This is a genomic window from Methylobacterium sp. V23, from assembly GCF_002917135.1.
Lineage (GTDB): Bacteria > Pseudomonadota > Alphaproteobacteria > Rhizobiales > Beijerinckiaceae > Methylobacterium.
Map to the genome: position 1 here is coordinate 98,613 of NZ_PDHT01000006.1, position 20,946 is coordinate 119,558.

Annotated in this window: 18 protein-coding genes; 5 read left to right on the forward strand and 13 right to left on the reverse strand. The window is 70.1% G+C overall.

The window, feature by feature from the left end; translation table 11 throughout:
* Nucleotides 1–53: 53 nt before the first annotated feature.
* The 5 genes from CRT23_RS08080 to CRT23_RS08100 form a co-directional block, all read right to left on the reverse strand.
* The gene (locus CRT23_RS08080; protein WP_103709285.1) at nucleotides 54–1,490 is read right to left on the reverse strand and encodes a pyruvate dehydrogenase complex dihydrolipoamide acetyltransferase; all 1,437 of its coding nucleotides are present in this window, start codon (nucleotides 1,488–1,490) and stop codon (nucleotides 54–56) included.
* Nucleotides 1,491–1,536: 46 nt separating this feature from the next.
* Nucleotides 1,537–1,833: a DUF5076 domain-containing protein gene (locus tag CRT23_RS08085; protein WP_103709362.1), complete on the reverse strand. Its 297-nt coding sequence runs from the start codon at nucleotides 1,831–1,833 to the stop codon at nucleotides 1,537–1,539.
* A 59-nt stretch (nucleotides 1,834–1,892) separates the two neighbouring features.
* Nucleotides 1,893–3,335: a pyruvate dehydrogenase complex E1 component subunit beta gene (locus CRT23_RS08090; protein WP_103709363.1), complete on the reverse strand. Its 1,443-nt coding sequence runs from the start codon at nucleotides 3,333–3,335 to the stop codon at nucleotides 1,893–1,895.
* Nucleotides 3,336–3,435: 100 nt separating this feature from the next.
* The gene (gene pdhA, locus CRT23_RS08095; RefSeq protein ID WP_103709286.1) at nucleotides 3,436–4,530 is read right to left on the reverse strand and encodes a pyruvate dehydrogenase (acetyl-transferring) E1 component subunit alpha; all 1,095 of its coding nucleotides are present in this window, start codon (nucleotides 4,528–4,530) and stop codon (nucleotides 3,436–3,438) included.
* 143 nt (nucleotides 4,531–4,673) lie between these two features.
* Nucleotides 4,674–4,985 carry a septum formation initiator family protein gene (locus CRT23_RS08100; RefSeq protein ID WP_055953008.1) on the reverse strand — a complete coding sequence of 104 codons (312 nt, stop codon included), beginning with the start codon at nucleotides 4,983–4,985 and terminating at the stop codon, nucleotides 4,674–4,676.
* 80 nt (nucleotides 4,986–5,065) lie between these two features.
* Between CRT23_RS08100 and CRT23_RS08105 the strand changes: the two genes are divergently transcribed.
* Nucleotides 5,066–5,953, forward strand: coding sequence for a LysR substrate-binding domain-containing protein (locus CRT23_RS08105; RefSeq protein ID WP_245436049.1), 888 nt, complete (start codon nucleotides 5,066–5,068; stop codon nucleotides 5,951–5,953).
* Nucleotides 5,954–6,059: 106 nt separating this feature from the next.
* A complete protein-coding gene (gene mntR, locus CRT23_RS08110; protein WP_055953004.1) occupies nucleotides 6,060–6,512 on the forward strand; it encodes a manganese-binding transcriptional regulator MntR in 453 nt (150 codons plus the stop codon).
* A gap of 28 nt (nucleotides 6,513–6,540) precedes the next feature.
* On the opposite strand, the gene CRT23_RS08115 is transcribed toward mntR, so the two are convergent.
* Genes CRT23_RS08115 through CRT23_RS08125 form a run of 3 tightly spaced genes read right to left on the reverse strand, consistent with a single transcriptional unit; the run spans nucleotide 6,541 to nucleotide 13,255 of the window.
* Entirely contained in the window at nucleotides 6,541–7,458 is a 918-nt protein-coding gene (locus CRT23_RS08115; protein ID WP_103709287.1) for a transglutaminase family protein, read from the reverse strand.
* The gene (locus CRT23_RS08120; protein ID WP_103709288.1) at nucleotides 7,455–9,974 is read right to left on the reverse strand and encodes a circularly permuted type 2 ATP-grasp protein; all 2,520 of its coding nucleotides are present in this window, start codon (nucleotides 9,972–9,974) and stop codon (nucleotides 7,455–7,457) included. The genes CRT23_RS08115 and CRT23_RS08120 overlap by 4 nt, the downstream gene beginning before the upstream one ends.
* Complete coding sequence (locus tag CRT23_RS08125; RefSeq protein ID WP_181017287.1) at nucleotides 9,971–13,255, reverse strand: transglutaminase family protein; 3,285 nt, start codon at nucleotides 13,253–13,255, stop codon at nucleotides 9,971–9,973. Before CRT23_RS08125 ends, CRT23_RS08120 begins: the two co-directional genes overlap by 4 nt.
* A 403-nt stretch (nucleotides 13,256–13,658) precedes the next feature.
* Between CRT23_RS08125 and CRT23_RS08130 the strand changes: the two genes are divergently transcribed.
* A complete protein-coding gene (locus CRT23_RS08130) occupies nucleotides 13,659–14,807 on the forward strand; it encodes a putative zinc-binding peptidase (protein WP_103709290.1) in 1,149 nt (382 codons plus the stop codon).
* Nucleotides 14,808–14,835: 28 nt separating this feature from the next.
* On the opposite strand, the gene CRT23_RS08135 is transcribed toward CRT23_RS08130, so the two are convergent.
* The 5 genes from CRT23_RS08135 to CRT23_RS08150 all read right to left on the reverse strand — a co-directional run bounded on the left by CRT23_RS08135 (nucleotide 14,836) and on the right by CRT23_RS08150 (nucleotide 17,893).
* Complete coding sequence (locus CRT23_RS08135; protein WP_103709365.1) at nucleotides 14,836–15,231, reverse strand: acyl-CoA thioesterase; 396 nt, start codon at nucleotides 15,229–15,231, stop codon at nucleotides 14,836–14,838.
* A gap of 79 nt (nucleotides 15,232–15,310) precedes the next feature.
* Nucleotides 15,311–15,439: a hypothetical protein gene (locus CRT23_RS29585; RefSeq protein ID WP_280951967.1), complete on the reverse strand. Its 129-nt coding sequence runs from the start codon at nucleotides 15,437–15,439 to the stop codon at nucleotides 15,311–15,313.
* 189 nt (nucleotides 15,440–15,628) lie between these two features.
* On the reverse strand, nucleotides 15,629–15,925 hold the full coding sequence (locus tag CRT23_RS08140; RefSeq protein WP_055952987.1) for a hypothetical protein: 297 nt from the start codon (nucleotides 15,923–15,925) through the stop codon (nucleotides 15,629–15,631).
* Between the two features lie 150 nt (nucleotides 15,926–16,075).
* Nucleotides 16,076–16,261, reverse strand: a complete 186-nt coding sequence (locus CRT23_RS08145) for a DUF1508 domain-containing protein (protein WP_055952984.1) — start codon at nucleotides 16,259–16,261, stop codon at nucleotides 16,076–16,078.
* Nucleotides 16,262–16,405: 144 nt separating this feature from the next.
* On the reverse strand, nucleotides 16,406–17,893 hold the full coding sequence (locus CRT23_RS08150; RefSeq protein WP_055952981.1) for a DEAD/DEAH box helicase: 1,488 nt from the start codon (nucleotides 17,891–17,893) through the stop codon (nucleotides 16,406–16,408).
* A gap of 400 nt (nucleotides 17,894–18,293) precedes the next feature.
* Here CRT23_RS08150 and CRT23_RS08155 point away from each other — a divergent pair, with 400 nt between their 5' ends.
* Both CRT23_RS08155 and CRT23_RS08160 read left to right on the forward strand, forming a co-directional pair.
* On the forward strand, nucleotides 18,294–19,712 hold the full coding sequence (locus CRT23_RS08155) for a lipopolysaccharide biosynthesis protein (protein ID WP_103709291.1): 1,419 nt from the start codon (nucleotides 18,294–18,296) through the stop codon (nucleotides 19,710–19,712).
* Entirely contained in the window at nucleotides 19,709–20,932 is a 1,224-nt protein-coding gene (locus tag CRT23_RS08160; RefSeq protein ID WP_103709292.1) for a GNAT family N-acetyltransferase, read from the forward strand. Before CRT23_RS08155 ends, CRT23_RS08160 begins: the two co-directional genes overlap by 4 nt.
* Nucleotides 20,933–20,946: the final 14 nt, after the last annotated feature.

A 20,946-nucleotide genomic window follows, 5' to 3' on the forward strand; every position in this document is an offset into this window, starting at 1 on the left:
AGGGGCCGGGTGTGGGGACTTGCCGGGCTCGGGGACGGGTCAACGCGCTCCGGTCAGACCAGCATCCCCATGGGGTTCTCGATCAGCGCTTTGAAGGCCGAGATCAGCTCGGCGCCCAGCGCCCCGTCGAGGACGCGGTGGTCGCAGGACAGGGTGGTTGTCATCACCTGGGCGACGGCCGGAGCGCCGTCGCGCACCACGATGCGCTTCTCGCCGGCGCCCACGGCGAGGATCGAGGATTGGGGCGGGTTGATCACCGCCGTGAAGTGCTTGATGCCGAACATGCCGAGGTTCGAGACCGACGTGACGCCGCCCTGGTATTCCTCGGGCTTCAACTTCTTGGCCCGCGCCCGCGCGGCGAAGTCTTTCATCTCGTTGGAGATGGTGGAGAGCGTCTTCTGGTCGGCCCGGCGGATCACGGGCGTGTACAGGCCACCGTCGATGGCCACCGCCACGCCGACCTCGGCGTTGTCGAAGCGCAGGATCCGATCCTCGGCCCAGACGGCATTGGCCGTCGGCACCCGCATCAGGGCGAGGCCCATCGCCTTGATGACGAAGTCGTTCACCGAGAGCTTGAACAGCGGCTTGCCGTCCTTGGTTGTGCCCGCGCTCTTGTTGAGCTGCTCGCGTAGGGCCATCAGCGCGTCGAGTTCGCAATCCACCGTGAGGTAGAAGTGCGGTGCCACCTGCATCGCCTCGGTCAGGCGCTTGGCGATGGTCTTGCGCATGCCGTCGAGGGGCACCTCCTCGAAGGTGCCCTTCGGGTAGAAGCCGCGCACTTGGTCCGCGGTGAGGCCGGCGGGTGCCGCTGCCTTGGCGGAGGTCGGTGCGGCCTGGGCGGGCGCCGCCTGCGGGGCCTCGGCGGGCTTCGCCGCGGGGGCTGAGGCAGCCTTGCCGGTGCCGTCTGCCAGCGCCGCGCGGACATCGCGCTCGATCACCCGGCCGCGGGGACCGGAGCCCATCACCGCCGCGAGCTCGACGCCCTCCTGCTTGGCGATGCGGCGGGCCAGCGGCGAGGCGAAGACGCGTCCGCCCTCGGCCGAGGGCGCGGCGCCGGTGCTCGCGCTCGCACGCGTGCCTCCCGCGGGCGTCGCACCGTCGGGAGCCTCGTTGACGCGGGCGTAGGACATCGTTCCGCCGCCGGGCGTGGCATTCTCGGCGGGTGCCGCGGGCTTGGCCTCGGCCTGAGGCGCTTCCGTCTTCGGCGCCGCATCACCGCCGGGGGCCTGGACGCTGGTCGGGTCCTCGCCGTCCGCCGCGATGATGGCGATGAGGTCGTTCACCGGCACGTCGGCGGTGCCCTCGGCCACCAGGATCTTGGCGAGCACGCCCTCGTCGATGGCCTCGACCTCCATGGTCGCCTTGTCGGTCTCGATCTCGGCGAGCACGTCGCCGGATTTCACCGCGTCCCCTTCCTTCTTCAGCCACTTGGCGAGGTTGCCCTTCTCCATCGTGGGCGACAGGGCGGGCATCAGGACGTTGATCGGCATGGGGAAAAATCCTGATCGTCAGCGGGCGATATCGGGGGAGCGGCGGTCAGTTCAGAATCGGCGCGTCGGGGTCGAGGCTCTCGGCTTCGAAGCCGGCACGTTCGAAGCCGGCACGGATGCGCGCGAAGGCGTCTTCCTCCGGCATCTCGGTCTCCAACGCGTAGACCCGCGCCGCCTGGCGGGCGAGGTCGGCGAGGAGGCGGCCCCAGGTGGCCGCGTCGTCGAAGGAGCGCCGCAGGGCGATGCTCACGGCCCCGTCGACGACGCTGGCGCGAAGGACCTTGATGCCACCGTTCTCGATGGCATCCGGTGGGGCGGACAGTTCTTCGAATTTGTCGGTCATCATCTCGTCTCCGATCTCTCCCCGGGCCGGGGAGAGTGGGAGGTGAACGCGCGCGGCCCTCAGCGGTAGCAGACCGCCTTCACGGCCTCGATCACCTCGGCGACGTTGGGAAGCGCCAGCTTCTCGAGATTGGCGGCGTAGGGCATCGGCACGTCCTTGCCGGTGACGCGCAGGACGGGGGCGTCGAGGTAGTCGAAGGCATCGACCATCAGGCGGGCCGAGATCTCGGCGCCGATGCCCGATTGCGGGAAGCCTTCCTCCACGGTGACGCAACGGCCGGTCTTCTTCACCGATTCCACCACCGTGTCGGTGTCCATCGGGCGCAAAGTCCGGAGATCGATCACCTCGGCCTCGATGCCCTCCTCCGCCAGCGCCTGCGCTGCCTTCAGGGCGTAGGTCATGCCGATGGAGAACGACACGATGGTCACGTCGGTGCCGGGGCGGTGGATTCGTGCCTTGCCGATGGGCAGCACGAAGTCGTCGAGCTTCGGCACCGGGAAGGTTTGGCCGTAGAGGATCTCGTTCTCGAGGAAGATGATCGGGTTGGGGTCGCGGATGGCCGCCTTGAGCAGGCCCTTGGCATCCGATGCGGTGTAGGGCGCGATGACCTTCAGGCCGGGCACGTTGGAGTACCAGGCCGAGTAGTCGTGGCTGTGCTGGGCACCGACGCGGGCGGCCGCGCCGTTGGGACCGCGGAACACGATCGGGCAGCCGAGCTGGCCGCCGGACATGTAGAGGGTCTTGGCCGCCGAGTTGATGATGTGGTCGATCGCCTGCATGGCGAAGTTGAAGGTCATGAACTCGACGATGGGGCGCAGGCCCGTGAAGGCGGCGCCGACGCCGATGCCGGCGAAGCCGTGCTCGGTGATCGGGGTGTCGACCACCCGGCGGGCGCCGAACTCCTGCAGCAGCCCTTGCGTGATCTTGTAGGCGCCCTGGTATTCGGCGACCTCCTCACCCATCACGAAGACGGCGTCGTCCTTGCGCATCTCCTCGGCCATGGCATCGCGCAGGGCTTCCCGGACGGTCGTGGAGACCATCTCGGTGCCCTCGGGGAATTCCTCCATCACGGGCGCGGGCGCCTTGTTGGTGATGGTAGCGGGGGCGGCCGGGGCCTTCGGCGCGTCGTCGCCGGTCTTGGCGCTGGGGGCCGGCGTGTCGGCCTGGCCTTCGGCCTGCATGTCGGGCGCCGGAGCGGGCTGAGCGGAAGCCTCAGGCTTCGAAGCGCCGCCACCTGCGGCGGCGGCCGAAACGTCCTCGCCCTCGGCGGCGATGATGGCGATCGGCGTGTTGACCTTCACGCCCTCGGTGCCCTCCTCGACGAGGATCTTGGCGAGCACGCCCTCATCGATGGCCTCGACCTCCATGGTCGCCTTGTCGGTCTCGATCTCGGCCAGCACGTCGCCGGATTTGACCGGATCACCCGCCTTCTTCAGCCACTTCGAGAGCTTGCCCTCTTCCATGGTCGGGGAGAGGGCGGGCATCAGGATGTCGGTCGCCATGAAATACTCGTCGATCGAGGATGAGGCGGTCAGCCCTTCGAAGGCAGGGACGCGGCCGCGGGCGCGGCGTGCGGCCCCCGTCTCCGGCACAGGAGAGGGGTCAGGCGCGGGCTTCCAGCAGGATATCGGTCCACAGCTCGGCGGGATCCGGCTCCGGATCGTGCGTCGCGAACTCGGCGGATTCGTTCACGGTCTCGCGCACCTTTGCGTCGGTGGCCTTGAGCTCGGCCTCGGGCACCCCGTGCATCTCGATCAGGCGCTTGCGCACCATCTCGATCGGATCGTGCTCCTCGCGCATCTTCGAGACCTCGTCCTTCGTCCGGTACTTGGCCGGGTCGGACATCGAGTGGCCGCGGTAGCGGTAGGTCTGCATCTCGAGGATGTAGGGGCCCTCGCCCGAGCGGGCGTGCTCGATCGCCCGGGTCGCGGCCTCCCGCACGGTGCGGACGTCCATGCCATCCACCTGCTCGCCGGGAATGCCGAAGGAGATGCCACGTTTGGAGAAGTCGGTCTGCGCGGAGGCGCGGGCTACCGAGGTGCCCATGGCGTAGCGGTTGTTCTCGATCACGTAGACCACGGGCAGCTTCCACAGCTGCGCCATGTTGAAGCTCTCGTAGACCTGGCCCTGGTTGGCCGCGCCGTCACCCATGTAGGTCAGGCTGACATTGCCGTTCTTCTTGTAGGCGTCGGCGAAGGCCAGGCCGGTGCCGAGGCTGACCTGGGCGCCGACGATGCCGTGCCCGCCGAAGAACTGCTTCTCGCGGGAGAACATGTGCATCGAGCCGCCCTTGCCGCGGCTGTAGCCGCCGCGGCGACCGGTGAGCTCGGCCATCACGCCCTTTGGATCCATGCCGCAGGCGAGCATGTGGCCGTGGTCGCGATAACCGGTGATCACCTGGTCGCCGTCGACCGAGGCCATCTGCATGCCGATGACGACGGCTTCCTGGCCGATATAGAGGTGGCAGAAGCCGCCGATCAGGCCCATGCCGTAGAGCTGACCGGCCTTCTCCTCGAAGCGCCGGATCAGCAGCATCTCGTGATAGGCGTGGAGGTCTTCCTCGCGGGTGAACTGCGGCGCGTTCGGGGCCGGCGCGTGGGTCTCGGCCGCGCCCGTGGGCATCGCCCCCCCGGATCGCTGAGCCTCCGCCCGGCTTGTGTCGGAGGCGGCTTGGCCTGCATCCTTCGCGGCATCCATCGGCAACTCCCCGGGACCATCTGTTCACCCGGGGTTCTAGGGCACGCCCGGAGTGAAAGCGAGGCCGCCGACCCGACAGAAGCGGGAAGTTGTCAGCGACGAAGCGCCTGCGCAGGCGAAAGGTTTCGCGGTTCCGCGACCGCTCAGGGATCGATGATCACCACGTCGTTGGCGTGGACACGGCCGAGCATGACGCGGGCGCGCTCCTCCAGCAGATCGCGATCGATCTGGTCGCTGCGCAGGAGGGCAACCCGGTGTTCCCAGATCGCCCGGTCCGCCTTGGCGGCGTTGAGCTCCTGGTTGAGCGCCCGGGCCTGGACCTTGAGGGCGCGCTTGGCCTCGAGGCCGCGGTTGCCGCTCTCGGCCTGATGCACGAAGAAGCCCACGACGAGGCCCGACACGGCGTAGAGGCCGAGGGGCATCAGAACAGCACGGACGCGACGACGGACCACCATGCGGGCACGATGCGCGCACAGGGTTAAGGAAGTCCTGACGCTCCGACGAAGATCACCATGCGGAGGGAGCCGCACAGCCGATGATGCGCTTCGATCTGGTCGATCTCTCGCTGTTCCGGCACGTGGTCGAGGCGGGCTCGATCACCCACGGCGCGGCGCGCGCCAACCTCGCCCTCGCCGCCGCCTCCGTGCGCATCCGCGCCATGGAGGAGACCCTCGGGGCCGCGCTGCTGACGCGGGGGCGCCAGGGCGTGGTGCCGACGCCCGCGGGGCGGTCGCTCCTCGCCCATGCCCGTGGGCTCCTCGACCGGATCGAGCGGATGCAGGAGGACCTCGCCGCCTTCTCGGGCGGTACGGTCGGCCAGATCCGCCTCGTCTCGAACACCAACGCCCTCACCGAATTCCTGCCCGAGGTCCTGAGTGCCTTCCTGGCCCGCCAGACCGGCGTCAGCGTCGACATCGAGGAGCGGACCTCGGACGAGATCGTCGGGCTGGTGGCCGAAGGCTCGGCCGATCTCGGCATCGTCGCCGGCACCGTCGATACCGGCGCCCTGGAGACCTATCCGTTCCGGCAGGACCGCTTCGTCATGGTGGCGGCCACCGCGCACCCCCTGGCGGCGCGGGCCTCCGTCGCCTTCGCGGAGGTGATCGAGCATCCCCTGGTCGGCCTGGACCGGACCAGCGCCCTCACCCGCTTCCTCGCCGACAAGGCCGCGCGCACCGGCCGGCCGCCGATGCGCCTCCGCGTGCAATTGCGCAGCTTCGACGCGATCTGCCGGCTGGTCGCCTGCGATGTCGGGCTCGGCATCGTGCCCGAGACCACCGCGGCCCGGGCCGCCCGCACCATGGCCCTCGCGATCGTGCCCCTGGAGGATGCCTGGGCCCTCCGCGACCTCACAATCTGCCTGCGCTCGCTGGCCGATCTGCCCCGGTTCACGCGGGATTTTGTGGCCCACCTGCGCGGTTGAGGCGGCTTTCGGACCCCGGGGGCTCCCATCCGGGGCGCGGCTTCGGTACAAACCGGCTTGGGCCCCCATTCGGGAGCACCATCGTTCGGGGGAGTTCGCCGGCCACATGCAGGATTCGACGTCCTCCGCGCCCGACACCTCCCTGGTCGATCCCGACGTCCACGTGGAGAGCTTCCGGCAGGCCCGCGAGGCCCGCCGGCTGGAACTCGTGGAGGATTACGTGGAGCTCATCGCCGACCTGATCGGCGATGGCGGCGAGGCGCGGCAGGTGGATATTGCCGCGCGCCTCGGCGTGGCCCAGCCGACGGTCGCCAAGATGCTGAAGCGCCTCGCCGAGGACGGCCTCGTGCAGCAGCGCCCCTATCGGGGCGTTTTCCTCACGGAAGCCGGGCAGGCCCTGGCCGTGCAGAGCCGCGAGCGCCACCGGATCGTCGAGCAGTTCCTCTGCGCGCTCGGGGTGAGCCCCGAGATCGCCCGCCGCGACGCCGAGGGCATCGAGCATCACGTCAGCGCCGAGACCCTGGAAGCCTTCCGCCTGTTCACGGCCCGATCCGCCTAGGGCCACCCTCGGAATCCGGTGCGACCGGTCAGGCCGGGGTGGCCTGGAGCGGGGCCGCAGGCTCGGGCATCGGCTCGCCGTCCGGCACCACGTCCACCTCGACCTTGAGCTTCTGCGGGCCCGAGGAAGACACGATGCCGTCGATGGGGGAGACGTCGGTGTAGTCGCGGCCGCGGGCCACGACGATGTGATCGTCGCACATGCCGATGCCGTTGGTGGGATCCAGGCCGATCCAGCCGTCCCCGCACCAGACAGAGACCCAGGCATGGCTCGCATCGGCGCCGCGCAGGCGCGGGCGCCCGACGGGCGGGATCGTCCGGAGGTAGCCGCTGACATAGGCGGCCGGCAGGCCGAGGCCGCGCAGGGCCGCGATCATGATGTGGGTGAAGTCCTGGCAGACGCCGGCCCGGAGCGCGAAGGCCTCGGCGAGGGGCGTGTGCACGGTGGTGGCCTTGGCGTCGAAGGTGAAGTCCGCCCGGATGCGCTGCATCAGGTCGAAGGCACCGCCAAAGGCGCTCCGGCCCGGGGGAAAGCTCGCCCGGGCATAATCCGTCACCTCCGGCACCAGCGGCACCCGCAGGCTCGGAAACTGGAAGTGAACCGGCCGCTCCGGACTGAGGCCGCGCCCGTTTACCGCCTCGTCGCGCACCTGCTCCCAAGGGAGACCGGATTCCGGCGCCGGCAGCGGATCGCGCTCGACCCGGACCCGCGACAGGGCCTCGACCCGCAACTCGGTATGGGGCGTGTCGATCGTGACCGCAGTGGCGTCGAGGCCGAAATAGTCGCGCCGGACGATGCGGGTTCGCGGATCGGGCGTGATCGTGAGGCCGCTCTCCAACACCGTCTGACCCTCCCCGTCGCGCGGGCGCAGGCGCAGGGTGCAGCGCGCGAAGCGCACGGGGCGGGCATAGCGGTAGGTGGTGAGGTGGCGCAGCGTATAGATCACGCGAGCCCCACGAGCTTTTCCGGCCGCAGGGCATGCGGCCCGTTGGGGAAGTAGCGGGTGGCCACGGCGTCGGCCAGGCCCTCGACCTCGTTCTCCAGGCGCATCAGCGCGGCGCCGTCGAACTCCGCCGCCTCACCGGTGGCGAACTCGGCCGCGAGCCTGGCGGCGATGCGCTGGTGCGGCTCCGGCAATCCGTCGGCCCGCAGAACGGGAAGCTGGCCGAGATGCCGGGTGATCGCCTCCAGCTGGAAGGCGACCGAGCGCGGATTGAACGGATCGAGGAGCACCATGTCGCGCACGGGGTCGAGGGCCACCCCCTGAAGATAGCGCGCGCCGAACGAGACGTGCGAATCGCACAGGGACAGCATCACGCCGAGGTCCTCGGCGGTGGCGCCGTCCCCGGCGAAGCGGGTGGCGAAGGTCAGGGTGTTGATGGCGCGCTCGATCCGGCGACCGAGATCGACGAAGTGCCAGCCGGTGGTGCGGTTCATGTTCTCCTGGGCGAGACCCGAAAGCGCCGCGATGTGGCTGAGGGCGCGCTCGGCGAGGCCGAGGAGGTGCGCCTCCGGCAGGGCCCGCCCGGCCTCGATCTCCAGGACCTCCTTCAGGTCCGCGAGCGCCCGCCAGGCCTCGCCGGAGAGACGCTCGCGCAGGGTCGCGGCGTTGATCCGCGCGGACAGGCTGTGGCGCAGGGCCGAGCCGTAAGTCTCCTGCCCGCCGAGGGCCTGCTGGGCCAGGGCGGCGGTGGGCAGGTCGGGCGCCGCGATCGCCCCCCACTCGTCGAGGAGCGCCCGGATCCGCAGCGCCGTGGGCGCCTTCGCGTCGCCCGCCCGGTCGGCGATCACCCCGGACCCGACATTGCCGAGATGCGCCAGGACGAGACGGATCACCGCCTCAGCCCGCTCGACGTAGCGCCCGAACCAGAACAGGTTGTCGGCGGCCCGCGACGGCAGGTGACCGGCGATCCGGCGCACCCGCGCCGGCCCGGTCTGGATCAGGGAGACCGCCTCCACCGGATCGCGCGACAGGATCCAGACATCGGCCGACTTGATGCCGGCGCGCATCTCCAGAGGCTCGACGTCGGGCCGCTCCGAGATGCGGCAGAAGCCGCCCGGCATCACGCGCCAGCCCTCCGGCGTCGCTGCCGCGAAGACCCGCAGCACGAAGGGACGCGGCACTAGGCGCAGGGAGCCGCCGGTGGATTCCCAGCCCGGCATGGTGGCGAGGGGCATCGTCTCCTGGGCGACGTAGTCGAAGGGCCGGTCGCGCAGGGCCGCACCGAGGCGATCACGCGCGGCATCGAGAGCGTGCGGGGCCAGGATCGCGTCGCGCACAGCCCCTTTCGGCGGCGTCGCCACCGGGCGCAGGCTCAGGCCGTCGAGGCTGTCGCGGATCCCGGCCAGGGCCTGCGGATCGCCGCACCACCAGGTCTTCGGCCCGTCGAGTTTGAGGCCACGCCCGAGGAAATGCCGCGCGATACCGGGCAGGTAGGCCGCGAGCGCGCCGGATTCGAGGATGCCGGAGCCCGGCATGTTGCCGACCACGAGGTTGCCGTTGCGCAGGGCTTCCACCAGGCCCGGGACGCCGAGGCGCGAGGCCGGGTTGAGCTCCAGGGGGTCGAGGTAATCGGAGTCGATGCGCCGCCAGAGTACGTCCGCCCGCTTGAGGCCGGAGACCGTGCGGATGTGCAGGGCCCCGTCCTGCATCACGAGGTCGTCGCCCTCCACCAGGAGCAGACCGAGGTAGCGGGCGAGCGCGGCCTGCTCGACGTAGGTCGAGCTGAAGACGCCCGAGGTCAGCAGGCAGATGCGCGGATCGCTGCGCTGCGCACCCACCGCGAGACCATCGCGAAAAGCCTGGAAGAACGAGGCCAGCCGCTCGACCTGCAGGTCGGCGTGAAGGTCCGGGAAGGCGCGGGTGAGGACGAGCCGGTTCTCCAGGGCGTAGCCGGGCCCGGAGGGCGATTGCGTCCGGTCGGCCAGCACCCGCCAGCGCCCGTCGGGTCCGCGCGTCACGTCGGCGGCATAGAGCTTGAGGAAGCGGCCGCCGGGCGGCGTGACGCCGACCAGGGGACGCATGAATTCCGGGCTGCCCGCTACCACCGCGGCCGGCAGCAGGCCTTCGGCCACGAGGCGCTCCGGCCCGTAGAGGTCGGCGAGGATCGTCTCCATGAGATCGGCACGCTCGACGATGCCGGCGCTCAGTGTCTCCCAGTCCGCCTGCTCCAAGACGAGCGGGAGCGAGCCCAGCGGCCAGGCATGCTCGCGCTTGTCGCCGTAGATCCGGTAGGAGATTCCGGTGTCGCGGATGCGCCGGACCGCCGAGATGAAGCGGGCGCCGATCTCGACCTCGTCCATGCCGCCGAGCTGGTCGAGGAACCGCGGCCAGGCTCCCTTCGGGCGTCCGTCCGCGTCCATCAGCTCGTCGGGAACGCCCTGGTGCGGCCGGTATGCGGAGGTCCAGCGCGCGAGGCGCTCGGCCCGTCCCTGACTCTCCGCTGCGGCCGCTGCGCTCATGGGGACGTGAAGCCCGGGGGTGCGGGAGTCCGGAGATCGAGCGTCATCGGGAACTCGCGGTTGGTTTCCTCGGGTGGCATCGCGATCTTGCCCGGCGTGTGGCCGTGGGCCTGGAAGCGCGCGAGGCGACGCCCCTCCGCCTCGTAGGTGTTCACCGGGAAGGTCTCGTAGTTGCGTCCGCCCGGGTGGCTGACATGGTAGCGGCAGCCGCCCAGCGACCGGCCGCTCCAGGCATCGAGGATGTCGAGGGTGAGCGGCGAGTGCGCCGGAATCGTCGGATGCATCGACGAGGCCGGCTGCCAGGCCTTGAAGCGCAGGCCCGCCACCGCCTCACCGGCGGTCCCGGTGCCGGTCATGGGCAGGCGCCGGCCGTTGCAGGCGATGATGTGCCGGCCGGGCACGTAGCCCTCGACCTTCACCTGCAGCCGCTCCACCGACGAGTCCACGTACCGCACCGTTCCCCCGATCGCGCCCTCCTCGCCCAGCACGTGCCAGGGTTCGAGGGCCTGGCGGAGCTCCAGCTTCACGCCGCCCTGCTCCACCGTCCCGAAGACCGGGAAGCGGAACTCGCGCTGCGCCACGAAGGCCGCCGGATCGAAGTCGTAGCCGGCTGCCCGAAGGTCTTCCAGCACGCCGAGGAAGTCGGCCCACAGGAAGTGGGGCAGCATGAATCGATCGTGCAGGCCCGTGCCCCAGCGGACACAGCCGCCCTCCTGCGGTTCGCGCCAGAGCCAGGCGACGATCGCCCGCAGCAGCAGTTGCTGCGCCAGGCTCATGCGCGGATCCGGCGGCATCTCGAACGAACGAAACTCGAGGAGCCCGAGGCGGCCGGTCGGTCCGTCCGGCGAGTAGAGCTTGTCGATGCAGATCTCGGAGCGATGGGTGTTGCCCGTGACGTCCACGAGGATGTTGCGGAAGATGCGGTCCACGAGCCAGCGCGGGATGTTGGGCTCCTCGGGCTTGGGCACCTGCGCCATCGCGATCTCGAGCTCGTAGAGTCCGTCGTGGCGCGCCTCGTCCATGCGCGGCGCCTGGCTCGTCGGGCCGATATAGAGGCCGGAGAACAGGTAGGACATCGCCGGGTGGCGCTGCCAGTACAGCACCAGGCTCTTCAGGAGGTCGGGCCGCCGGAGGAACGGCGAGTCGTCGGGTGTCGCACCGCCCAGCACCACGTGGTTGCCGCCGCCGGTACCGGTGTGGCGGCCGTCGGTCATGAACTTCTGCGCGCCGAGGCGGATCTGCCGGGCATCCTCGTAGAGGTCCGTCGTGATCCGCACGGCGTCGCGCCAGCCCGCGGCGGGATGCACGTTGACCTCGATCACGCCCGGATCGGGCGTGACCTTAATGACGTTCAGGCGCGGATCGAAGGGCGGCTCGTAGCCTTCGATGTGGAGCGGCTGCTTCAGCTCGGCGGCCGTCGACTCGAGATGGCCCAGGAGCTCCAGGTACTCGTCCACCCGCTGCAGCGGCGGCATGAAGACGTGCAGGATGCCGTCGCGCGGCTCCACCGCGAAGGCGGTGCGCACGGCGACGCCCATCACGCCAGAGCCGTTGACGGTCTTGGTGCCGGGATGACCCTCGGGGAGCGGATCGCGGGCCTCCAGCGTGTCCTGCGGCTGGTAGTAGGGGTAGTGCTCCGGCGGCACCAACGGCAGCGAGGACAGGGGCAGGCGGTAGCCCACGGGCGAGTCGCCCGGCGTCAGGAAGGCGTGGCCGCGGCGGAACTCCCAGGGCTCCGAGATCCAGAGCCGGTCGGAATCGCTCTCCTTGCCGGTGGGCAGGCTTGCCAGCGGCAAGGCGTAGCCCGCGGCCTCGCCGAGACCGCGCGCGAAGACCCGCGCCATGCGGGCATTGGTTTCCGGGTTCGGATAGTGCGGCTCCGCCGTCGTGACGTTGGGGGGCAGCTCGTCGCGCTTGTCGGACCAGTAGACCGGGTCCTCGAAGGCGGGGAAGACGTAGGCCCCGAGGCCCAGGCGCTTGGCGACGCCGTCGATGAGGGCCTTGGCCCTGTGGATGTTGGCGTCGCGCGGGCCGTCCTCTGGGGCGATCAGGCCGGCATCCTTCCAGATCGGCACGCCGTCCCGGCGCCAGTACAGGGCGAAGGCCCAGCGCGGCAGGCTCTCGCCGGGATACCACTTGCCCTGGCCGTAATGCAGCATTCCGCCGGCGGCGAAGCGATCCCGCAGGCGGCGGATCAGCTTGTCGGCGAGGCCACGCTTGGTCGGGCCGACGGCGGCGGCGTTCCACTCGGGCGATTCGAAGTCGTCGATAGAGACGAAGGTCGGCTCTCCGCCCATGGTCAGGCGCACGTCCTGCTCGGCGAGGTCGGCGTCGATGCGGTCGCCGAGGGCGTCCATCGCCGACCAGACCTCTTCAGAGAACGGCTTGGTGATGCGGGGCGCCTCGGCCACGCGGGTCACCGTCATCTCGAAGCCGAACTCGACGCCCGCGGGCTCGGCCAGGCCGGAGATCGGCGCCGCGGAGGCGTAGTGCGGGGTTGCTGCCAGCGGGATGTGGCCCTCGCCGCAGAGGAGACCGGAGGTGGCGTCGAGTCCGATCCATCCGGCGCCGGGCAGATACACCTCGGCCCAGGCGTGCAGGTCGGTGAAATCCGTGGTGGTGCCGGCCGGCCCGTCGACCGCGGTGGTGTCGGGGATGAGCTGGATCAGGTAGCCGGAGACGAAGCGGGCCGCCATGCCGAGGCGGCGCAGGATCTGCACCATCAGCCAGGCCGAGTCGCGGCAGGAGCCGCTCTTCAGGGTCAGGGTCTCGGCGGCGGTCTGGACGCCGGGCTCCATGCGGACGCCGTAGGTGATCGCCTGCGCCACCTGATCGTTCAGGGCGACGAGGAACAGAACCGTGTTCTGCTCGGCCGGCAGGTGCTCCAGGAAGGCGTCCACCTCCGGCGCCATGGCGTCGTCGAGGACGAGGTAGGGCTTGAGCTCGGCCGTGAGGTCGTCCGCGTAGGTGAAGCCGCGGGTCTGGGCATAATCCTCGACGAAGAAGTCGAACGGATTGATCACCGACATGTCGGCGGTGAGGTCGACCTCGATCTTCAGCTCGGTGGTCTTCTCCGGAAAGACCAGCCGGGCGAGCCAGTTGCCGTTCGGATCCTGCTGCCAGTTGATGAAGTGGTTCTCGGGCAGAACCTTCAGCGAATAGGCCGGGACGGCGGTCCGCGTATGCGGTGCCGGGCGCAGGCGGATGACCTGAGGCCCCAGCGTGATCGGCCGATCGTAGGTGTAGTGGGTGACGTGGTGCAGGGCGGCTTTGATCGACACGGGGGCTCCCGCTGTGACTGGACAGGGCGCCGGGCGGGCAAATCGGCACGCGCCGGCGGCGGAGGGACGGGGCACCACCCTGCGGTGCTCCGAAGAAAGCTTCACCAGAGACATACGCCAACGGAGACCCGCAAGCGATGCCCTTGCGCGCGGGGACCCGGAAGGTCACCCGGCGACGGCCCCGTCCGCGCGCCGGCGGACGGCTAGGACGGGGATGTCTCGTGGTGGCCTGCAAGTTTCGTGCTCCGGCGGTTCCGCGATCCCGCCCGGGCCTGGGAGCCGGAACTTCGGTCTTCCCCCACGCTTTGCCACCCTATTGCGTGCGGATAGGCTAAGAAGGTTCCTTCACGGGCGGTATGCAACGCTCCGTGGGCGGACAGGAAAGGCGTCTCCCGACGGCTCCATGAAAATCTTCCAGTGCCAGGCTTGCGACCAGCCGATCAGCTTCGAGAGCACCCATTGCGAGAGCTGCGAGCGCCGGCTGGGGTATGTCTGCGACGTCCACGAAATGTCGGCGGTGGAACCGGTCGGCGGCCTCTGGCACGCCTACGCCAATCCGGGCCGCAAGTACCGCTTCTGCGCCAACGCCGATCACGACGCCTGCAATTGGCTGATTCCCGAGGATTCCCCGAACCGCTACTGCATCACCTGCCGGCACAACCACGTGGTGCCGGACCTCTCCATCGCCTGGAACCTGACCCGCTGGCGCCAGATCGAGGCCGCCAAGCACCGGCTGTTCTACTCGCTCCTGCGCCTCGACCTTCCGCTGATGACCCGGGACGAGAACCCCACCACGGGTCTGGCCTTCGATTTCCTGGTCGACCCCTCCGAGAGCTATCAGATCGGGCCGCCGGTCCTCACGGGCCATCGCAGCGGCCTCATCACCCTCAACATCGCTGAGGCCGACGACGTCGAGCGCGAACGCCGGCGGATGCTGTTCGGCGAGTATTACCGCACGCTGCTCGGGCACTTCCGTCATGAGATCGGACATTACTTCTGGAACGTCCTGGTGCGCTTCGACCAGAGCCTGTGGACATTCCGATCCCTATTCGGGGACGAGCGGCTGAATTATTCCGGCGCCCTGCAGCGCCACTACGCGCACGGGGCTCCCCCCGATTGGGAGGAGAGCTACGTCAGCGCCTACGCCACCGCGCATCCCTGGGAGGATTTCGCCGAGACGTGGGCACAGTATCTCCACATCGTCGACACGCTGGAGACCGCCAGCACCTTCGAGATGCACGTGCGCCCGCGCCTGCGCCACGGCTCGTCCGAGCCGGTGGTGATCGACTTCGATCCCTACCGGACCACGGATTTCAGCCGGATCGTGGAGGCGTGGCTGCCCTTGACCTATGCGGTGAATTCATTGAGCCGCAGCATGGGCCAGCCGGCCCTGTTCCCGTTCAAGCTGACGCCAGCGGTGATCGCCAAGCTGTCCTTCGTGCACGAACGGATCGAATCGGTCCGCTGCATGGGCAGCCCCGATGCCGATACGGCCGTCCTGAAGGCCGTCATCACGGGCCTGCGCCAGAAGGTGGCGGCCCCCAACGCCTGAGGGACCGGCGCCGACCGGATCCGAGCGATCAGGCCGGCTCGATGGTGCGGGGCCGGCCCTCGTCGTCGATGGCCACGAAGGTGAAAGTCGCTTCCGTCACCTGCTCGCGGAACTGGGTGCGGAAGCGTCGCGCCCAGGCCTCGACCTCGATCTTCATGGAGCTTCGCCCCACCCGATCGATCCGGGTGTAGACGCAGAGGACGTCGCCGACCCGTACCGGGCGGATGAAGGTCATCGCATTCACCGCGACCGTGACCGCCCGGCCCTGCGATCGCTCGACGGCGGCGATGCCGCCGGCCTGATCCATCTGCGACATGACCCAGCCGCCGAAGATGTCGCCGTTGGCGTTCGTGTCGGCCGGCATCGCGATGGTGCGCACCGTCAGGTCACCACTCGGGCGCCGCGCCTCGTCCGTCTCCGCCATGATCCCGCTCATCTCCCACCCTCGACCGCCCGCACTGTAGGCCGATGCCGGGCCCGTTGCCGAGGCATCGCGACCGCCTTCAGGGCATCACCTCGGCATATTTCAGGGCACCGGCCAGGATGATCGCGCCGGCAGATAGGAAGACCTCAAGAGGGATCGACTCCCAAAGCGCGCGCGCCTCGGCGCGGCAGGCTGCAAGGACGTTCATGGCGTAACCTCCAATGCGCGCCGATCCGACGCCGGCCGTCATCTGTTGCGGCAACTTATCGCCTGTCGCCGGTCGTTCACAGTCATCGACTTGAAATTTACTGCTGAAAACGCGAACGGCCCGTCCCCCGCCGAAACGGGAGCCGGGCCGTCCTGGGCGGCGCGTCCGTCACCGGACGCGACCGAATTCTTAGTAGTAGAACCGGCGCGGGCCGTAGAAGCGACGCGGACCGTAGAAACGACGCGGGCCATAGAAGCGGCGCGGGCCATAGTAACGCCGGCCGTAGAACGGACGCGGGCCATAGAAGCGACGCGGGCCATAGAAGCGGCGACCATAGCCATAATACTGGACCGTCTGCACCGCGGCCGGGGCAGCCTCGCTCTGCAGGGCAAGGGCAGGACCGACGGGGGCGGCCGAAGCGCCCTGTGGCGCGGTGGCGGCAAAGCCTAGGGCCAGCAGCGCGGCCAGCACGAGTTTCCTCAGCACGTTCTCAACTCCCTGAATTCTGTCGAGTCTCGACACCCCGGCATCCCTCGTCACGAGGCCCGGATGCAGCAAACGCACGAGGGGCGAAAGCGTTTCCCTCTGCCCTCCAAGCGTTGCCGTGATGGTCAACGAAGCCCTGCATGGGGTTCGTCAGGCGATCTTCAGGGTCATGTCGACAGTTGGGGCAGCAGCACTGCCCTTCACCAGGGCGATACCGTGCTCGCAATCCTCACGACGCACATAGGCCTCGGCCGAATCTGCGACGACGTTTCCGTTCTGCGACCGCAGGCGCCAGCGCCAACCGCCAGCGGAATCCCGGTAGAGTTCAAACCGCATCGCCGAAGCCTCCGAAGACGCCGGGCCTGCCGCCCGGCTCCTGTGATGTGGCCCCGCGCCGCGCCTAGGCAATGCCCTGGGGACCGGACGCGAAAACGCCGCCCCGAAAGCCGGGACAGCGCTCTCAAACGTCAGGCGGAGGGATCAGGAGCGCGGGCCGCGATCCAGCCAGCCGATGGCGCGACCCTCGCCGCTGCCCTGCGGGCGGGGAGCCCGGGGGCGCTCGCCGCGCGGCTCGGTGCGGGCTTCGCCCTGGGCAGCCGGTCGACGATCGCCACGGCCGTCCTGCGGACGGGCGGCGCCGTCGGAACGGCTCGGGCGTCCGGACCCGCCACGGTTCTCACCGCCGCGACCCTCGAAGCCACGCCCCTGCCCGGGACGGCCACCCGGGCGGCTGCTCGGGCGCTGGCCCTGGCGCTGACCGGGACGCTGGCCGTTCGGCGCCGGGCGGCGCTCCTCGGCCTGGGCAGTGTCGGCCGCTTCCTGTCGCGACGGCGGGCTGAAGCCCTCGGGGAAGCCCGCCACGGGGATCTTCTGGCGCGTGGTGCGCTCGATGTCCCGCAGGTAGGCCTTCTCCTCGTCGTTGCAGAACGAGATCGCGAGCCCGTTCGCCCCGGCGCGCGCGGTGCGGCCGATGCGGTGGACGTAGCTCTCCGGCACGTTCGGCAGGTCGTAGTTGATGACGTGGCTCACCGCCTCGACGTCGATGCCGCGGGCGGCGATGTCGGTGGCGACGAGCACCCGGCACGAACCGTCCTTGAAGGCGGCCAGCGCCCGCTCGCGCTGCGGCTGGGACTTGTTGCCGTGGATGGCCGAGGCGTTGATCCCGACTTTTTCCAGGCCGCGGACGACGCGGTCGGCGCCGTGCTTGGTCCGGGTGAAGACGAGGACGCGCTCGATCGCCGGATCGCGCAGGATGTGGTTCAGGAGGGCCTGCTTCGCGCCGGTATGGGCGAAGATGACCTCCTGGGTCACCCGCTCGGCCGTGGTGGCCACCGGGGTCACGGCGACCTGGACGGGATCGCGCAGGTACTGGTCGGCGAGGCTGGCGATGTTCTTCGGCATGGTGGCCGAGAAGAACAGGCTCTGGCGCTCGCGCGGCAGCATCTTCACGATGCGCTTGAGGGCATGGATGAAGCCGAGGTCGAGCATCTGGTCGGCCTCGTCGAGGACGAGGATCTCGACGGCCTCGAGGGTCAGGGCGCGGCGCTCGATCAGATCCATCAGGCGGCCGGGGGTCGCCACCAGGATGTCGACGCCGTTGGCCAGCGCCTTCTCCTGGCGGGAGATGGTGACGCCGCCGAACACCACGGTGTTGGTGAACGAGAGGTATTTTCCGTAATCGGAAAAGTTCTCGGCGATCTGGTTGGCGAGCTCGCGGGTCGGCGACAGCACGAGCACGCGGCAGCCGCGGCGGATCGGCCGGCGCGGCGTCTCGGCGAGGCGGTGCAGGATCGGAAGCGCGAAGGCCGCGGTCTTTCCGGTGCCCGTCTGGGCGATGCCGCAGAGGTCGCGGCCCTGCATGGCGGGGGCGATGGCCTGGGCCTGGATCGGGGTCGGGCTCTTATAGCCCGCCTCTTCCAGGGCGCGCAGCACGGGCTGGGCGAGGCCGAAATCGGTAAATTGGGTCAAGGAGTAACTTTCAGGCAGCGGGACCGTGCCGGACGCCCTCGTGGCGAGGGGAATCGTCGAAAGAGGTGGTCGGTCCGTTGAGCTGGAGCCGCCCGCGTGCTGGGGCAGTCCGGGTGCATGCACGTTGAAGAGAGGGGCTCAGGTCGCGCGGGGCCCGCAGAAGCGATCCGGCAATCCGTCACGCAGCCCTCTCAAGCGGAACCATGAAGGCCGCTGACGCTGCACCTGCGATATGATCCTTCGCGGTTGCGAAGTCAATGGCCACGCCGCCGACGATGGAACTGGTCCGCGTCCACCGCCGGCCAAAGGGCAGAATGGCCAGAGAACGGATTGACGCGGCGGCAACACTGGCGTGTTACCTCATCCCACGCGCCGGACCGCCCGGCGCTTCAGGGGCCGGATGATCGCGCGTCACACCCTCACCTATGTCGGCTCGCGGGGTGTCGCCGCGGCCCTGAACATGGGCGCCCTCGCGGTGTTCACCCGGCTCGCATCCACGGACGTGTTCGGGCTCTACCTGCTCATCCTGTCCTGGGCGCTGGTGCTCTACAGCGCCACCTGCCAATGGCCGAAATTCTCGTTCTTCGCGCTCTATGCCGAGGATCGCGCGATCCTTCAGGTCGGCACCGTGGTGCGACTCCTCGGCGCGATGGTGGGGCTCGCCGCCCTGATCGCGGCGTGCGCAGCCGGGCTCGGGCTGTTCGAGCCGCACGCCGCCCTCGCGATCTTCGCCGCCGTCTTCGGCATGATGGCCTTCGAGGGCGCCGCCGAGATCGCGCGGACGCGGCTGGAGGTCGGCGCGGTCGCCCTGTCGGTGGTGCTGCGCGCCGTGCTGGTCCTGGCCCTCGGCAGCAGCGCCCTCCTCCTCGGCGGCGGCGCGATCCCCCTGCTCCTCGCCACCGCGGGCGCCAACATCATCGCGGCCCTGCCCACGCTCTACGTCATCCGCAGCCTTCTGCGGGGCGGCGGCAGCTGGACGGAGGCGCGGCGCCTCCTCGCCTATGGCTGGCCCCTGGTGCTCTCCTTCGGAGCCGCCGCCCTGGCGCAGACCGCCGACCGGCTCGTCATCGGCGCCAGCATCGGCGTCTCCGAACTCGGGGCCTACGGCGCCTTCGCCGATTTCCTGCGCCAGAGCTTCGTCGTCTTCGGCGACAGCGTCGCCCTGGCGCTGATCTCGATCGCCAAGCGCGACGCCCGTGACGGCGGCATCGGCGCCGCCCGACCGGTGCTGGAGGACGCCATCCGCCTCCTCACCTTGATCGCGGCCTTCGGCGCGGTGTTCTTCCTCGCCTTCGACGGCCTGCTCGTGACCCTGCTGCTCGGGCCGGATTACCGCGAGACCGCCCTGCGGGTGGCGCCGCTTCTGGTGGCGGCCAGCATCCTGCAGATGTTCCGGTCGTATTATTTCGGGCAGGTCATCTACTTCACCCAGAAGAGCCAGCTCGATGCGGTCGCATCGCTGACGCTGCTCGTGGCGATTGGCGGGCTCTCGGCCCTGCTCATCCCGCGCTACGGCGTCGAGGGGGCGGCCATCGCCATGGCGACCGGCCAGGCCCTGGCCTGCCTCGTCTTCATCCTCGGCTCCCGCGAGCGCTTCCGCATGCCGGTGCCCCTGCGCGACCTCACGGTGATCGGCGGCCTCGCCCTCGCCTGCGCTGTCGCGATCGCCGGGCTCGACCGACTCCCCCTGGATCCGGGCCTCGCCCTCGGCCTGCGGCTCACCTGCCTCGCCGCCGTCTCCGCCGGGACCGCCTGGGCGTTCAATATCCTGGGCATCGCCGATTTCGCGACCCGCCGGTTCGGACGCGCCGCCTCATGAGCCGCTCCGCCCGGCGACAGGTCGCGACCCCCGACGGCCTCGTGGTCGCCCTGCGCCCCCTGGCGGCCGACGCGCCCTGGATCGCGGCCTGGCACGATCTCAGCCGCCGGCCCCTCGTCGACAACCTGTTCTACGATCCCGATTACGCCCTGCCTGCCGCCGACGCCTTCGGCCGCGGCGTACAGGTCGCCCTGGTCGGTGACCGCGCTCCCGAGGAGCCCGGCCTCCGCCTCGTTGCAGCCTGGCCCCTGCGGGTGAAACGCTGGCGCTGGGGTCTGCCGCTCCTGCTGGCCATGGGCTGGATGCATGATTTCGGCATCTTCGGCGCCCCGCTCCTCGACGGTGCCGAGCCGGGGCGCGCCCTCGACGCGCTGGTCTTCGGCCTGCGCCGCCTGATCGGCCCGCGCCTGATGCTGACTCACGTCCCGACCTCTGGCCCCTTCCCGGACCTGCTCTCGGACTGGCTCAGCCGCAACCGCCTGCGCCACGCCCGCTTCTGGGCGCACGAACGCGCCTTCCTCGACCTGACCGGCCGGGACGCAGCGACGCGCGCCGCCTATCTCGGGCATCTCTCGTCCCGCAAACAGCGCAAGTTGCGCCAGGCCTGGGACCGCCTGAGCGCGGACGGCCCGGTCACCTTCGAGACGATCCGCGAGCCGGCCGCTCTGTCGGCGGCCATCGACGACTACATCGCCCTGGAGGGCGCCGGCTGGAAGGGGGCGCGCGGCACCGCCATCGCGGGCGACGCGGTCCAGACCCGGATGATGCGCGCCTTCGTCGCCCGCCTCGGCGCGCGCGGGTCAGTGCGCATCGACCGCCTGCGCCGGGACGGGCGCACTCTGGCCGCCGTGGTCAGCTTCACGACGCGCGGACAGCTCTGGAGCCTCAAGATCTCCTACGATCCCACCGTCGCCCGGCACTCGCCCGGGGCCCTGGCCTTCCACCGCCTGACCCAGGCCATCCTCACCGAACCGGCCCTGATCACGGCGGATTCCTGCGCCCCGCCGGACTATCCCCTGCCCGAGACCTTCTGGACCGAGCGGCTGGCCCTCGCCCATATCCTGGTCGAGGCGCAGGGCGGTGACCGGTTGTTTCCCCTCGCCGTCCGCCTGGAGGGCTGGCGGGCCCGGGCCAATCTGTGCCTGAAGGCGTGGCGCGATCGCCTGCGGACCCGCCGGTCCGGCGCTGCCGCGGCGCGGGCGCCCGATCCCGAGGCCTGACGGCGCCCCACACG